This window comes from Kiloniellales bacterium, assembly GCA_030066685.1.
Taxonomy (GTDB): Bacteria; Pseudomonadota; Alphaproteobacteria; order Kiloniellales; family JAKSBE01; genus JAKSBE01.
Genome location: JASJBF010000029.1, coordinates 27,715 through 43,226, shown reverse-complemented (window position 1 = coordinate 43,226; position 15,512 = coordinate 27,715). Strand labels below are relative to the sequence as shown.

The window sequence follows — 15,512 nt, the reverse complement described above, 5'->3', positions numbered from 1 at the left end:
CCGGCTTACCTTGGACGGTGGCCGACGCAGGAGCTACGCCAGGACTCTGGCGGTCCTCCTCTTCGCCGCCACGGCCTTCTGGCCGCCGCAACGTGACGCCGTGGCCGAGACCGTGGCCGGGGTCACCGCCGGGGCGCTCTCGGTGGAGTCCTCGGGCGCCGCGAGCTACGCGGTGCCGATCGCGGTGCCGCCGGGCGTGGCCGGAATGGAGCCCGGTCTCTCCCTCATCTACAACAGCCGCGCCGACAACGGCATCCTGGGCATCGGCTGGTCCCTGGGCGGCCTTTCGATCATCCACCGCTGTCCCCAGACCCTGGTGCAGGACGGGGTGAAGGGCGGCATCAACTTCGACGCCGAGGACCGCTTCTGCCTGGACGGCCAGCGCCTGGTCGCGGTTAGCGGGGCCTACGGCGCCGACGGCACCGAGTACCGGACCGAGATCGACAGCTTCTCGCGGGTCGTCTCCCACGGCACGGCCGGCAGCGGCCCGGCCTATTTCACGGTCGAGACCAAGGCCGGTCAGATCCTGGAGTACGGCGGCACGACCGATTCCCGAGTGCCCGTCGCCGGCCGGGACGAGGCCCGCTTCTGGGCCCTCAACCGGGTCGAGGACACCGTCGGCAACTACATGACCCTGGCCTACCTGGAGGACGCCGCCAACGAGACCTGCCGCCTCGACCGCATCGACTACGCCGGCAACACGACGGCAGGCACCCTGCCGCAGAGCGCGGTCCAGTTCCTCTACGAGGTCCGGCCCGACACGCGCGACGCCTACCAGGCCGGCGCGCGCATCAACATGATGCACCGCCTGACCGGCATTCAGACCTCCACCGACGCCGCCCTGGTCCACGACTACCGCTTCGCTTACGACGAGAGCCCGAGAACCGGGCGCTCACGCTTGCTCTCCGTCACCGAATGCGACGCTGCCGGGGATTGCCTGCAGCCTACCGCCTTCGGCTGGACCGAGGCCGCGCCGGGATGGGTCTCGAACTCGAACTACATCCCGCCCTACGACACCGGCAAGGATGCAACGCGCTTTGTCGACGTCGACGGCGACGGACTGGTCGACGTTGTCTGGAAGGATGGCACCACTTCGGAAGGTGCGCACATCAACACTGGCGACGGTTGGTCGAGCGATCCGAACTACATTCCGCCCTACGACACGAAGACCGACGCGACGCGCTTCGTCGACGTGAACGGCGACGGGCTGGTCGACGTCCTTTGGAAGGACGGCTCCACCTCGGAAGGCGCCCACATCAACACCGGCAACGGCTGGGTGAGCGACCCGAACTTCATTCCGCCTCACAACACCAAGAACAGTATCGTGCGCTTTGCCGAGCTGAACGGCGATGGCTTGCCGGACCTTCTTTGGAAGGAAGGCAGCTCATCGGGCGCGCGTATTAACAACGGAGCCGGATGGGACGACGCGCCCGAGTACGCGCCCCCTTACGGCACCTCCGGTATCACTGCCCGCATCCAGGATCTGAATGGCGACGGCCTGGCCGATTTCACCTACTGGTTCCGGAATACCGGGGGCAGCGATACCTACGGCACCCGCCTCAACACCGGCAGCGGATGGGAGGTCGCTTCGGAGTACAACGTCTGGGCCACAAACTACCCCGGCACCCACATCGTCGACGTGAACGGCGATGGACTGCTGGACTATTTCTACTGGTTCCAGGAGAGCGGCTCAGACCCGCGGGCGGTCAAGCTCAATACCGGGACCGGGTGGATCACCGCTCCCTACATTCCCGACTTGGCGACGAGCAAGGCCGGCACGCGTGTCGAGGACATGAACGGTGACGGCCTGCCGGACCTGATCATAAACCAACAGCAAAATGGTACGGATCCGAGGTACGCCTTCCTCAATACCGGCAACGGCTGGGACAGCGAATCCGCCTACATTCCGCCGACCAAGACAGACAGGACCCGGACCCGCATTCACGACGTGAACGGCGATGGCCTGGTCGATTTCGTTTGGAAAAGCGGCAGCGCTAGCGGCGCCCGCCTCAACACCGGCGCCGTCGAACTGCTTGTCACCATCACCGACTCCCTCGGGCAGGTCACGACGATCGACTACGCGCCGCTGACCGACGACGGCGTCTACACCAAGGGCACGGGCGCGGTCTTTCCGGAGATCGACCTGCAGGGGCCACTCTACGTGGTCAAGGAGGTGGCCGCCGACGACGGGCTGGGCGGGCAGGCGCAGACGACCTACTCCTACGAGGGCGCACGGGGTCATCTCCAGGGCCGCGGCTTCCTCGGCTTCGCGCGCATGGCAGCGGTCGACCAGCAGACCGGCATCGAGACGGTTACCGACTACCTCCAGGACTTCCCCTTCATCGGACGGGTGGCCACGACCGAGACGCGGCTCGCCGACGGCACGATGGTCAAGCGCCTGGCCGACACCTGGGACGAGCGGACGCTCAACGGCGGCCTGACCCACTTCCCCTTCGTCTCGCAGTCCCAGGCCGAGGCCTTCGAGATCAACGATGGCCCCGGCAACCTGCCGGTCACCACGACCACCTCGACCACGCTCTACGACGACTTCGGCAACCCGACCTCGATCACCGCCAGCACCACCGGGGGCGGGGAGACCTTCGTCACCACCTCCGACAACAGCTATGCCAACGACACGGTGAACTGGCTCCTCGGCCGCCTGGCCCGCTCCACGGTCACGAACGAGCTGCCGGACCTGACCTCGGCGACCCGGGTCACGGCCTTCGACTACGACGCGGCCAGCGGCCTCCTGATCCAGGAGGTGATCGAGCCCGACCTGGCCGCTTTCACGCTCACCACCGACTACGGCCACGACGCCTTCGGCAACCTGATCACCGAGACGGTCAGCGGCGCCGACATCACGACCCGGACGACCACCACCGAGTTCTCAACCGACGGCCGATTCGCGATCAAGGTGACCAACGACCTGGGCCATGCGGAAGACCGCGACTTCGACGCCCGATTCGGGACGGTGACCAGCCTGACCGGCCCCAACGGGATCACCACCTCCTGGGACTTCGACGGCTTCGGCCGCATGATCCGCGAGGCGCGCGCCGACGGCACCGAGACTGTGGTTTCCTATGACCTCTGCGTCACCCAGTGCCCCGCCGGCGGCGTCTACGCCGTGGTCCGCCAGGACCTGAACAGCGCCTCCCAGACGCCGATCGGTCCGCGGTCTGCCGAATACTTCGACGCCCTCAACCGCGGCTTCCGCGGCGAGACCGAGGGCTTCGACGGCACCAAGGTCCTGGGCGACACCGAGTTCAACGCGCGCGGCGAGGTCGTCGCCGTCACCCGGCCCTACTTCGAGGGCACGGCCGAGGCCGACAAGCAGAAGGTCCTCAGCACCTACGACGTGATCGGCAGGACCTTGACCGTGACCCAGCCCGACGGCGGCCTCACCAGCACCGACTACGCCGGCCTGACCACGACCTCGACCAACGCGCTCGACCAGGTCGAGACCCGGCGGAGCAACGCCATCGGCGATCTGGTCGAGGCGACCGATAACCTGGGCACCGCGATCACCTATGCCTACGACCCCTTCGGCAATCTCTTGGAGACCAACGCCGGCGGCGTGGTCACGGCCATGGCCTACGACATCCGGGGCCGTAAGACCTCCATGGACGACCCGGACATGGGTTTCTGGACCTACGACTACAACGTCCTGAGCGAGCTGATCTCCCAGACCGACGCCAAGACCCAGAGCGTCGAGCTCTTCTACGACACCCTGGGCCGCCTGGAACGGCGGGTCGAGCCCGAGGGCACCACCGAGTGGTTCTACGACAGCGCGGCTAAAGGCATCGGGAAGCTGCACTCCGTGACGGCACCCGATGGCTACCTCGAGACCCAGAGCTACGACGGGCTCGGCCGGCCCAGCGCCACCACCACCACCATCGACGGAGTGAACTACACCTCGAGCGTGACCTACGACGCCGCCGGCCGGGTCGAGACCCAGACCTATCCCTCCGGATTCGCGGTGCGGAACACCTACAACACGAGGGGCTATCTGGCCTCGGTGTCCGAGGACGGCGGTCCCACGGTCTTCTGGGAGGCCGATGCCGTCAACGCCGAGGGCCAGGTGACGCTCGAGACCCTGGGCAACGGCGTGACCACCGCGCGCGCCTTCGATCCCAGGACCGGCCTGATCGACGGCATCGTGACCGACCTGGCCGGATCCGTGATCCAGGACCTGACCTATGACTTCGATCTGCTCGGCAATCTCAGGCAGCGCGCCGACCTGCGCCAGAGCCGGCAAGAGGACTTCCTCTACGACGGCCTCAACCGCCTGACCTCCACCAGCCTGGTCGACACCAGCGCGGGCGGCGGCACCCTGGCGACCACGGCCTACACCTACGACAGCCTCGGCAACATCCAGACCAAGTCCGACGTCGGCAGCTACACTTACGACAGCGCACGTCCCCACGCGGTGACCGCGGCGGGCGGCGAGACCTACGGCTACGACGACAACGGCAACATGATCTCGGGCGCAGGCCGCGATATCACCTACGCCTCCTTCAACAAGCCGACCCTCATCCGGGAGATCGCGACCGGCGACGAGGCCGGCTTCACCTACGGCCCCGACCGGGCGCGTATCAAGCAGCACATCGTCGAGGGCGGCGTCAGCCGCGAGGTGGTCTACCTCGGCGCCTACGAGCGCCGCACCCGCTTCGGCAGCCCCGACGAGCTGGTGCACTACATCACGGCTGGCGGCACCGTCGCGATCCACACCGTCTTCGACGACGACCTGCCGGCCACCAACAAGGCGCGCTACCTGCACCGCGACCACTTGGGCTCGATCGAGTCCATCACCGGCGAGACCGGCGCCGTCGTGGAGCGCCTCTCCTTCGATTCTCACGGCAAGCGCAGGCTGGCCGATTGGACCGCCGGCGACCCGGCCAGCCCCGACGCCGAGACCCCGCGCGGCTTCACCGCCCACGAGCACCTGGACTCCGTCGGCCTGATCCACATGAACGGAAGGGTCTACGACCCGACGTTGGGCCGCTTCCTCTCGGCCGATCCCTTCGTGCCGGACCCGACCGCGACCCAGGCCTTCAACCGCTACAGCTACGTCGGCAACAACCCGCTCAGCTACACCGACCCCTCGGGTTTCTTCTTCAAGAAGATCAAGAAGTTCTTCAAGAACGCGGGCAAGGCCATCTCCAAGGCCTTCAACGCGGTCGACGACGCCGTGAAGTCGGCGGCCGAGGCCTTCTTCTCCCTGCCCGATCCCTTCGGTATCCGGGACTTCTTCCTGACCAACTCCATCGGCCAGATGATCGGAATGGCTCTTGCCAGCTATTTTGGGCCCTGGGGGGCGGCCTTCTTCGCTGGGCTTGTGACGCTGCGGGCCGGCGGGGGGCTCATGGACACCCTTATGGCCGCTGGAACCGCCTACGCCATTGGTGACGCCCTCGGGCAATTCTCCGAAGGCCTCTCCGCCGGGATGGGCGGAAGCCAGGGCGGGGGCGGAGAAATTGGCTTCAAAGTCCTCGCCGCCGCGGCCCACGGCGCCGCCTTCGCTTCGCAATCGGCATTCAAAGAAGAAGCTGAAAGCAGCGGCAATCGCCGATCCCCTCGTCAGACCCAGATGGCGAGCGGCGGGTTCAGCAAAACGAGCAGCGGCTTGCAGCTCGCGCAAGCGTCAAACGAGCCGCCAACAGGCGTGCTTTCCGATCAGCAGAACTATCCTGACCACGAGTTGTCGGGAACCAGAGCGCAGGATCTTTATTCCGACCACGTGGTTGATAGGACACAGCTAGCTAAAGATCCACGCGGTGGCCAGCATGCCTGCGAGGCCGGATTCTACGTGTGTGTAATGAATGGAGAACGATTGTTCGATAAGGGTTACGTGGACGAAGCAAATTTCCTCTATAGGGAATGCCGGCTGACACTAAAGATGTGCTATAACAATGAGGATCTGACGCAAACCACACCGGCGATCCGCGAGATGTGGACTTCTTTCCCTCCAGAGAAGTCTCGAAATGGCGGGGGATCCGTACATCATTCGAAAGGGCAGAGACCGGTTTATGTACCTCCATTTACGGACCCTATAGGTGAGCTTCCCCCAAAAAACAGGCCATGAAAATCGCATGTTTCTTCATTCCCTATGCACAGCAATAGCTGTTGTGCTCGCCCCAACATGGTACCATCCTGACGGCATGGAGTTTGCAAATATGCAGTCACCACCAGTTGTGCCGAACCAAGATGAACAGGAGCTTGATGAAAGCGATCTTGCTAGACTGGATTGCTTGAACAAAGAAAGACATGAGCTTGCTATCCTTCTAGGTGCCGTGCTGGAGAGCGAAAGGATCACTCGTAGCGACGACTTCGGCTACATCTTCAGATATGAAGCTTCCAGAATTATGGAAGACGAGAGTGGAGCCCCATATAGCTATCGATTTCGCCTGACACTTTGGAGTGAAGACTGCGCTGAATTCTCTGTGGCAACGCACTCTAATTTCGAGCTTCCGGAGACGAGAGCTCGATAAACATTTTGGAATTCAGGAGACAGTTTGGGTGTTAAAAAACTGTTTCGAAGCGCTCGAGGCGCAGGATTGATTCGCAAGCCAGCCTCGCTGCGCAACTAAGAGTCAAGCTGGTCTTGCAACCGATTCGATTGTTGCGGCACCGGTTTTGTTCTGCGACTTTATCTACAGCTCCACGGTATACTTGTTTCGCTATCCTCGATCCTCCTCCTTCGGCTTACGTCCGGCTTCCGAGGCAGGAGGGGCCGGCCGAGGCGGCGCTCCAGGCGCTAGACGAAGCGCTTGGCGCCTAGCGGGCGGCCATTGCTATTGTGCTTTCGGATCTTCCCAATCCAAACCTCCCGAGAGCATTTCTGCGGCGCGGGTGTGCCTTCTGTGACCGGCGGGGCGTCGCGGCGCGGTCTCTGCTAAGGTAGACCATCGAACGGAGGCGGTCCTTGGGTGGAGGGAGGCCCGGTCGATGCTGCAGGTCAGGACGCGCCTGAACCGGGGACTCTGTCTGCTGGTCTGCCTCGCCTTGGCGCTGGCCGGCTGCACCAACTACCGGGTGAGCCTGGATCCCCTGGCGCTCGACGACCCCGCCGCGGGGGCCGCTGCGGCCGAAAGCGAGGTCGCGGCGGAGGAGACCGCGGCGGAGCGCGCGCCGCCGCAGCCGGTCTACCGGCAGCAGGAGCTCGAGGAGCCGCCGATCGAGGGGAGCCTGGACGGCTGGGTGCGCCTGCGCTTCGCGGTCAGCGCGACCGGGGCGGTCGAGAAGGTCGAGGTCCTGGAGTCCAGCGACTTCCGGCTCGAGGGCCCGGCGGTGAACCTGATCTCGGCCTGGGCCTACGCCCCCGGCACGGTCGGCGGCGAGCCCGCGGACTTCGAGGGCCAGGAGGCCTACGTCACCTTCTACGAGGAGCCCAACGTGGTCGACACGCCGGAGGAGAACCTGCTGATCGGCGCCGCCATCTTCCTCACCCTTGTGACATTGATCGTCCTGTCCATCACCGTCGGCGTCAATACCACCTCCGGCCGCTGAGCCTGGCGCCGCGCGGCGCCGGCGCTTCTGCGCCGCTGGACAGGGTCGCGTTCGGCCGGCTAAGCAGAAGCGCATGGGTGTCGAGGAAACCGTGAGGCGGGAACGCCGGGCCGCGGCGCCGGCGCCGGAGGGGGCCTGGGGCGGGCCGGGCGCGGTCTTCGATCGCCTGGCCGGCCGCTGGGAGATCGCCCGGCGCATCGAGCCCGGCGGCGGGCTGGAGGGCTCGGCGGTCTTCGCGCCGGACGGAGCGGGCGGCCTGGCCTACCGGGAGGCGGGGGAACTGCGCCTGGCGAACGGCGTCACGGTCGCGGCCGAGCGGTGCTACCTCTACCGGCCGCGGCCCGACGGCTTCGCGGTCTACTTCGCCGAGATGCCGCCGCGGCTCTTCCACGAGATCGCCTTGACCGCCGACCGGCGGGGCTGGCGGCGCGGCCGGGCCCGGCACCTCTGCGCCGCGGACCTCTACCTGACGCGCTACGCCTTCCTGCCGGACGGCCGCTTCGTCCTCCGCCACCGCGTCCGGGGGCCGCGCAAGGCCTACCGCATCACCACCTGGTACCGGCGCGGCGGCTGACCGGAGCGGCTCCGGCAGCCGCCCCGGCCCTGCGCAGGGGGCGAAGCCCCTACTGGGTCGTCGCTGCGGTCGTCGGGATCGCCTTGGTGACCAGGCCGCGGACCACGATCTCGACCCGGCGGTTGGCCGCCTCGCGGACGCCGTCCGGGGTCCGCACCGCGGGGTTGTCCTCGCCCCTGGCCTCCAGCTCCAGCTTGTCGATCTCGCCGACGTTCATGCCCTGGCGGACCAGCTCGGCGCGCACCGTCTGGGCCCGGGTCTCGGAGAGCTTGACGTTGTAGTCCGCCGGCCCGGAGCGGTCGGCGTGGCCCTCGACGAAAAGGATGATGTCGCGCATGTCGCCCATCTGCTCGACCAGGGCGTCGATCCGGGCCTGGGACTCGGTGGTGATCGCCGCCTGGTTCCAGCCGAAGTAGATCACGGTGCGGGCGATTTCCTCGCCGACGGTGAACTTCGGCCCGGCGGCGACGGTCTTCTCGGGCGCCGGCGGTGCCGGGGCCGGGGTCGCGGCGGGGGCGGCGACCGCCTTCGGCGCCATGGCGGCTTCCAGCTTGGCCAGGGCCGCCTCGAACTCGCCGCGGCAGGCGGCGATGTGGTCCGCCTGGTGGCCTTCCTCCTGCTGTTCGACCCAGCAGTCGTACTTGGCCTGGGCCTCGGCGGCCAGCTCCGGCGCCTTGTCGCGGCCGCCGCCGTCGAGCGCGGTGACCAGCTTGCCGCGCGCTGCGGCCAGGGTCGGGCGGTGGACCTCGGCGATGTTCCAGTCCGCCGGGTCCTCGGGCTGCACGGCCTGGCCCTCGTTCGCCCGCAGGGCCTTCTGGGCGAAGACCTCGGCGTCGAGCCAGTCGTTCATCTCCTCGGCCTCGTAGAGGGTGAAGGCCTTGTAGTCGGCCGCCAGCTCCTGGCTGAAGGAGCCGTCCGAGGGGGTGATCTTGTCGACCTCCTGATAAGTGGTGAAGGGCAAGATGGAATCGGCCAGGGCCAGGGATGCGGCCAGAAGGGGGGCGACGGCCAGGGTGTAGATGAGGCTGTATTTCCGCACGGTGATGTTCCTCTTCTCGAAAGCGCCGCCTATGCCATTGATCATAGCAGGGACGCGGCGGCCGGTGGCCAGCGCGCGCGTCGGGTCGCAGAAAAGACACAGAGCGCGCAAGTCCGGCGAAATAAAGAAAACGCGCGCCGAGGGGGGGCGGCGCGCGCTTCCAGGACGAACGCGAGGTTTTTGGGGGGAGCGAACGTCCATTTCTTCGGTGATCGTGTCTTTCCGTTCCTTTTTCGTCTTTGCCTCCGAACCTTGTCGGCGCTCCGCGCCGGTCTGCCGGCCTCAGAACTTGCGGCGCACCTCGAAGCGGATGCCCTTGTTGTCGGCCTCGTCCCGCAGGATCTGGTAGGTGGCGTCGGCGCGGATCAGCCAGGCCCGGGTGATCGGGATCTGGTAGCGGATCCCGAAGCCGTACTGCGGATCCTCGGCGCCGACGACGGGGTCGTCGAAGGGCTGCACCATGGCGACCTCGAAGACGATCTGCTGGTCCAGGTCGAAAAGGTACTGCAGGCCGAGCGCGCCGCCCCAGGTGTTGGAGCCGGTGTCGTCCAGCTTGGGGAAGCCGGTCAGCGCGTCGGTCTCGAAGTTGATGCCGACGTTCTTCAGGATGCCCTCGTCCTCGACCAGCGGCTGCGGCGTGTTGCGGCCGAAGAAGAAGTTGGCGTAGGGGACCAGGGTGCTCGGCAGGCCCGAAATCAGGCTGTTCTCGGAGATGATCGCGAAGCCGTCGACGTTCTGGTCGTTGTTGTCGCCGCCGAGCTTCAGGCCCCCGATGTTGGTGAAGTTCCAGAACACCCGGGTCGAGTTGGACAGCGTGTTGGCGTAGCGCCGGGAGTAGGCCGCGGTCAGGAAGTGGGCCAGCAGGCCCTCCCGGTCGTTGTAGCCGTGCAGGGCCCCGTAGCCGAGCTCCCAGTAGCCGTCCAGGGCGTCGAGGAAGGCGGTCACGCCGTAGACGTTTACGTCGTTGCCCTCCAGCTTGCCATCGTCGTTGAGGACGCCGGGGTTGGTGACGTCGTTGATGGCGCCGAAGAAGGTGACGTCGAAGTTCGAGATGCCCAGCGCGGGCGAGTTCTGCGCCGGGATCGAGATCGCCGCGCCGCCGATGAAGTCGTCGGCCCAGATGCCGTTCTGCAGGAACAGCGGGTAAAGGCCGACGGTGATCGGAAGGTCGAAATCCTGGTACTCGTTGGTGATGCCGGCCCACATGGCGCCGATGTCGCCCTCGAAGAACAGGCTCTGCGGCTCGTAGTCGAATTCCTTGTTGAGGCTCTTGTCCGCGCCCTCGCCGGCGAACTCGTAGCGGGTGAACTGGCCGCCGTCCTGGATCGGCTGGAAGAAGGCGTGGATCCGCTCGGTGCCGGTGATCTTGAAGTCGATGTCGATGTTGAGCCGCGTCGCGACCTGGGACAGGTGGTCGCCCTTGTTGTTGTTGTAGGCGACGGCCGTACGGGAGTCGCCATAGACTGCGAGGCCGGGGATCAGCGGGTTCTTGACCCCGAAGATCGTGCTGCTCTCGTCGTACTCGCCCTCGGTGTACTGCTTGCGGCCGAGTTCGATCGGCGGTCGCGGCGGGTCGACCTCGGTCTTGCCGCCGTAGATGTCGACCTGGCCGTCGGCGTTGTACTCCTTGTTGTACGCAGGGTCGTCGCCAAAGCCGTGCTCGTCCGCGTCGTCCAGGCGCTTGACGCCCGGCGAAGCCTTGAAGGCTTCGCCGGCCTCACCGCTGACCGCGCCGCCGGCTGCCGCGTACTGTCGTTCGAAGTCGGCCGGGCCGCGGCGCTGCGGCGCTTGGCCATCGGCTTCGGCCGTGGGCAGCTTGGCGCGATAGCTTTGCCGGTCATCGCCGTCGAACTCGGGCTCGGAAGAGAAGTAGCCGGTGACCAGCGCTCTGGCTCGGGCGAAGAATCCCGGCTCATCGTCTACCTCAGGCTCTGCCCTTGCGGGATCCGCGGTCTCGGTGCTCCGCTCCCGGGGTGCTGCCGGGGACGCCGGTTCGGTCGGCAGGACGCCGCGGTAGGCGGCCGTGTCCTCGCTGCCGGCCCCGCTCTCGTCGCTGGCGTCCCGGGCCCGGGCGGCGGCCGATTGGCCGCCCGGAAGCTTCGACCAGAGGTCCAGGTTGCCGCTTCCCGAGGCGGCGATCCGCAGGGTGACCTTGTCGCCGCTCTGCGGTTCGGCGCCGACGGCCGGGGCCATGAAGCCGCCGGCGGCGAGTGCAATGGTGGCCAAGGCGGTGGCGCTCGCAGTCCTGTAGCGCATGTGCCCTCGTCCCTCCCTTTTCACGGGGGTGTCGTTCCCCTTGGTCAATGGCCCCTGCAATCCTTGCAGTCCGGGCCTCGGTTTTCTTTCTTGGGATTGGCAGGCCCCCGGGCGGGCGGACCCCGACACGGGTGGGTTCGCGTCGCGGGTCCGCCGGCCCTGGGCCTTGCGGCATGCCTACTTCACGTCGAACTCCACGGAGTAGACGTGGAAGTCCATCATGTTCTCATTCATCCGCTGCTCCATCTCCTTGGTCGCCTCGACGAAGCGCATGAAGTAGATCGGCTCGGCCCGGCTCCGCATGCGGAAGGCGAGGCGGTACTTGCCGGGCTTCTTGATCAGATCGCCGGGGACGTCGTAGGCGGCGGTCTCCTCGCCGAGCGGCGGAAGGGAGTGGTTCTCCATGCGTACCAGCGGCGGATGGTTGAGGACGCTGGTCGGGACCTGCGGCGGCCTCAGGTGCGGCAGCGGGTCGACGTCAAAGTTCACCGGCAGGTACATCTCGCGGTCGGTGCCCTTGACGTTGGTGGTGATGAACTTGGTCTGGAAATTCACCAGCTGCTGATCGGTCGGAATGTTGCCGGCCGCAACCTCCAGGCTGTGCAGGTCGGCCATGTCACCGTTCTTGTCGACGTAGCCCGATTCCCAGATGTTCTTTCCGTCGGGGTCGATCAGGGCGACGTTGACCCAGATCTGCGGCTGGGCGCCCAGGGAGCCGGACGGCAGGTTGTGGCCGGAGTTCAGGTTCTTGATGTTGTAGGAGAACTCCAGGTCCTCGCCGACCTCCGGGTCGCTTTCGAAGAAGGGCCCGTCGACGTGGCTGCCGTTCTCCATGACCTGGTGCCGCAGTTTGCGCCGCTCGGCCAGCTTCTCGAAGTTCTCTTCGATCACGATCCAGGCTTCCTCACGATCGGCCGGATCGGCCCAGACCTCGGGAAAATCGACTTCGATCAGGCCGTCGGCGAGATTGTCCTCGAACTCGACCGAGCCCCAGCCGGCCCGCCAATCGAATTGCATCCAGTCCCTGACGGTCCAGACCTGCGCGTTCTTGTTGTGCGGGAAGATTCCGGGATGGGCGATCGAATAGCCCGGGCCGATGAAGCGGTGGTCGGCGTGCTTGCGGCCTGGGTTGATCTCACGGCCGCCGACGATGGCCGAGGGCGCGGTGGCGTAGCCGCTCGGCTTGCCGGGCTCCTTGCCCATATGGCAGTCCTGGCAGGTGATGCCGGCTTCGCGGGCCGGGCTGTCGCGATACTGTTCCCAGACGATCTCGAGCTTGATGCCGAGGTTGACCGCGACCTGGTGGCAGCTGACGCAGAACTCGGACTTGCTGATCTGCTCGAACTTCACCATCCCGCCGTGGATCTCGTTGCCGCGCTCGCCTTCCTTGGTCGCGACGGTGTAGGTCTCCTTGTTCTCGATGACCTCGTTGATCATGCTCTTTTCGCCGCTGCCGTAGATCGGCTCGTAGATCTTGCCGGGGACGATGCGGCGCTCGCCGTTGACCTTGCCGTACTCCTGGTTCACCCGGTGGCAGGTGATGCAGGTCACGCCTTCGCGCGAGACCTGGGAGCGCTCCCACAGCGGCATGTCGCGCGGCTCGCCGAGCTGCGTGCCGACCTGGGCGTGGCAGCGGACGCAGAAGGAGCCGACCGTGCCCTGGGTCAGGTCCTGGAACTTCTGCTCGAACTTGTGGAACATCGGCGAGATCGAGGCGTAGGCGTGCTGCGACGACGACCACTCGTAATAGATCTGCTCGTGGCACTCGCCGCACTGGGCGGCGGTCGGATAGAGCGTCTCGTCGTAGAGATCGGTATGCGCTTCGCCGCCGTCCTGGGCCTCGGCCGCGGCTTCGGTCTTCTCGTCGGCCGGAGTGGCTTCCGCCCGGACCTGGTCGATTGTCGACGCGCCTGCGAGGATGAACACGAACGATAGCGTGGCGGCTAAGTGCCAAGGAGTTGGCGCCGTTTGCCCCCGCGAGCAAACAGCTGGACCCTGAGGTAATACCTTCATGGTTTCCTCCCGAGTTCGCGTCGGCCTGTGACGCGTGGTCGAAAATCTCATTGGCGAACCGCCTCGAGCGCCGATTCGCGCTGAAATAGGAATGACTTAACCTTGCTCACCTGGACGTGACATGGGTGCAACATTCCATCGCTAAACCTGTGGTGCCCCTGTGTCAGTCGGAACGCGGGCCGACGGCGGAAGGCAGCGCCGCCGCCGCTTCCAATGGTTAAGAAACGTTAAAAAACGGCCGTTCGTAGACAAACGGAACGCCGGTGGGCCGGACGCAGGCTGGGACAATTCTGTGTGTGTCCTGTGGTCACGCCTGAGTCGACCGGCAGGGCTTGGATGGAGAGCAATCACTTTTCCGTCAGTCCCACCGAGCTCGAGGGAAGGAGGGGATCGGAGGTTGCGGGCCTCGCGTCCCGCGGCGCAGGCGCTTGCCACAAAATCGTCGAAGATCTTGGTCACGAAGATTAACGGGGAGGGTCGACCGAGCCGGCTTTCCCACGCTCGTCTTGAACCTCTGAGAGGCGCCCAGATGACGAACAACCGGCTTTGCAGAATTCTCACCTGCGCGGCGTTCTTTGCGGTCGGTCTCGGGGTCAGCTTGGCCTGGAGCGTCGGCGGACCGCTCGTCCAGGCCGCCTACGGCCTGGTCCTGGCCCTCGCGATTCTGGGCGTCTACCTCTTCGTCGCGCAAATCTCGGATATCTGGCGCAACTTCCTCTTTCTCCTAACCTGGTTCTTCGGCGTGATGCTGGTCTTCGACCTGCTGGCGTCCGCGGACATCCTCAAGGCGCAGTTCCTCCAGGCCTGGTATGTCATCTACACCGTGGGGATCGCCTTCTTCTACGTCCTCGCCTTCGTCATCGCGACCGCGCTGCAGCTGCTCTGTTCCCAGACGAGCTCCGAAGCCGATCACGCCGGCCAGGCCTGAAGCTCCCTGTCGTGTCCCTCGCAGCGCTTCCAACTGGGTGCTGGGCTGGGCGCGGGATGAGGTCTCGAAAGAGCGAGATTAGGATAATTCCCTCGGTGTCGCCGCGCCGACTTCCGCTTTATCCGGCGGCCTGAGCTGTCTTACTTCCCCTGAGCGCCTGTTCGGTCGGCTTCGACGTGCCGCTGAGCGCCCTTGTGACGCCCCGGTCGCCCCGGTATTCTGCCTCTCCTGGGTCCGGTGAGGAGGGACGACCGCCGACCGGGCCCTTTGAGCTTCAACCCCGGCAGACGAGGCAGCCATGTCTGGCCCCATGTTCACGGGCTCGATCCCCGCGCTCATCACCCCCTTCGCCAACGGCGCGGTGGACGAGACGGCCTTCCAGGACTTTGTTCAGTGGCAGATCGACGAGGGCAGCCATGCCGTCGTGCCCTGCGGCACCACGGGTGAGTCTCCGACCCTCTCCCACGAAGAGGACAAACGCGTCGTCCAGCTCTGCGTCGAGGTCGCCAAGGGCAAGGTGCCGGTCATCGCAGGCACGGGCTCCAACTCCACGGCCGAGGCCATCGACCTGACCCGCCACGCCAAGGAGGCCGGGGCCGACGCGGTCCTGGTCGTGACGCCCTACTACAACAAGCCGAGCCAGGACGGCCTCTACGCCCACTACAAGGCGATCCACGACGCGGTCGAGATCCCGATCATCCTCTACAACGTGCCGGCGCGGACCTCGGTCCGGGCCGAGCCGGAAACGGTCGCGCGCCTGGCAAAGCTGCCGCATCTCGTCGGCATCAAGGACGCCACGGCGGACCTGGTCTACATGGCCGACCTGCGCCGGCTGATCGGCGAGGACTTCACCTACCTTTCGGGCGAGGACCCGACCGCCGTGCCCTACCTCTCGCTCGGCGGCCACGGCTGCATCTCGGTCACCGCCAACGCGGCGCCGCGGCTCTGCGCCCAGCTGCAGGAGGCCTGGCGGGCCGGCGACGTCGCGACGGTGCGCGAGCTCGACGACCGCCTGATGCCGCTGCACCGGGCGCTGTTCTGCGAGACCAGCCCGGCCCCGGTCAAGTACGCGGCCTCGCTGCTCGGCCACGGCGACGGCCGGGTGCGCCTGCCGCTGGTCCCGGCGAGCGAGGCGGCGCAGGCCAAGGTCCGCGAGGCCATGGTCCACGCCGGCCTCTTGAACTAGGCACCGGCGG

At 66.3% G+C, this 15,512-nt stretch carries 8 protein-coding genes; 5 read left to right on the top strand and 3 right to left on the bottom strand.

Going from position 1 to position 15,512, the window contains the following annotated elements; translation table 11 throughout:
• Positions 1 to 10: 10 nt before the first annotated feature.
• The 3 genes from QNJ30_16695 to QNJ30_16685 all read left to right on the top strand — a co-directional run bounded on the left by QNJ30_16695 (position 11) and on the right by QNJ30_16685 (position 8,080).
• Complete coding sequence (locus QNJ30_16695) at positions 11 to 6,082, top strand: toxin TcdB middle/N-terminal domain-containing protein (GenBank protein ID MDJ0945109.1); 6,072 nt, start codon at positions 11 to 13, stop codon at positions 6,080 to 6,082.
• An 863-nt stretch (positions 6,083 to 6,945) separates the two neighbouring features.
• Positions 6,946 to 7,506: a TonB family protein gene (locus QNJ30_16690; protein MDJ0945108.1), complete on the top strand. Its 561-nt coding sequence runs from the start codon at positions 6,946 to 6,948 to the stop codon at positions 7,504 to 7,506.
• Positions 7,507 to 7,579: 73 nt separating this feature from the next.
• Positions 7,580 to 8,080 carry a DUF6314 family protein gene (locus QNJ30_16685; protein ID MDJ0945107.1) on the top strand — a complete coding sequence of 167 codons (501 nt, stop codon included), beginning with the start codon at positions 7,580 to 7,582 and terminating at the stop codon, positions 8,078 to 8,080.
• A 49-nt stretch (positions 8,081 to 8,129) separates the two neighbouring features.
• Here the strand turns inward: QNJ30_16685 and QNJ30_16680 are convergent, their stop codons facing one another.
• From QNJ30_16680 to QNJ30_16670, 3 genes are all read right to left on the bottom strand, one after another.
• The gene (locus QNJ30_16680) at positions 8,130 to 9,119 is read right to left on the bottom strand and encodes an OmpA family protein (GenBank protein ID MDJ0945106.1); all 990 of its coding nucleotides are present in this window, start codon (positions 9,117 to 9,119) and stop codon (positions 8,130 to 8,132) included.
• Positions 9,120 to 9,401: 282 nt separating this feature from the next.
• Positions 9,402 to 11,375 carry a hypothetical protein gene (locus QNJ30_16675; protein MDJ0945105.1) on the bottom strand — a complete coding sequence of 658 codons (1,974 nt, stop codon included), beginning with the start codon at positions 11,373 to 11,375 and terminating at the stop codon, positions 9,402 to 9,404.
• A gap of 177 nt (positions 11,376 to 11,552) precedes the next feature.
• Positions 11,553 to 13,301, bottom strand: coding sequence for a multiheme c-type cytochrome (locus QNJ30_16670; GenBank protein ID MDJ0945104.1), 1,749 nt, complete (start codon positions 13,299 to 13,301; stop codon positions 11,553 to 11,555).
• 616 nt (positions 13,302 to 13,917) lie between these two features.
• On the opposite strand from QNJ30_16670, the gene QNJ30_16665 reads away from it, so the two are divergent.
• A complete protein-coding gene (locus tag QNJ30_16665) occupies positions 13,918 to 14,316 on the top strand; it encodes a hypothetical protein (GenBank protein MDJ0945103.1) in 399 nt (132 codons plus the stop codon).
• 298 nt (positions 14,317 to 14,614) lie between these two features.
• The gene (gene dapA / locus QNJ30_16660; GenBank protein ID MDJ0945102.1) at positions 14,615 to 15,502 is read left to right on the top strand and encodes a 4-hydroxy-tetrahydrodipicolinate synthase; all 888 of its coding nucleotides are present in this window, start codon (positions 14,615 to 14,617) and stop codon (positions 15,500 to 15,502) included.
• Positions 15,503 to 15,512: the final 10 nt, after the last annotated feature.

Excerpts from the sequence above, each read along its gene's own strand:
- QNJ30_16690 (MDJ0945108.1), top strand. The coding sequence starts at position 6,946 with ATGCTGCAGGTCAGGACGCGCCTGAACCGGGGACTCTGTCTGCTGGTC.
- QNJ30_16685 (MDJ0945107.1), top strand. The coding sequence starts at position 7,580 with ATGGGTGTCGAGGAAACCGTGAGGCGGGAACGCCGGGCCGCGGCGCCG.
- QNJ30_16675 (MDJ0945105.1), bottom strand. The coding sequence starts at position 11,375 with ATGCGCTACAGGACTGCGAGCGCCACCGCCTTGGCCACCATTGCACTC.
- QNJ30_16665 (MDJ0945103.1), top strand. The coding sequence starts at position 13,918 with ATGACGAACAACCGGCTTTGCAGAATTCTCACCTGCGCGGCGTTCTTT.
- dapA (MDJ0945102.1), top strand. The coding sequence starts at position 14,615 with ATGTCTGGCCCCATGTTCACGGGCTCGATCCCCGCGCTCATCACCCCC.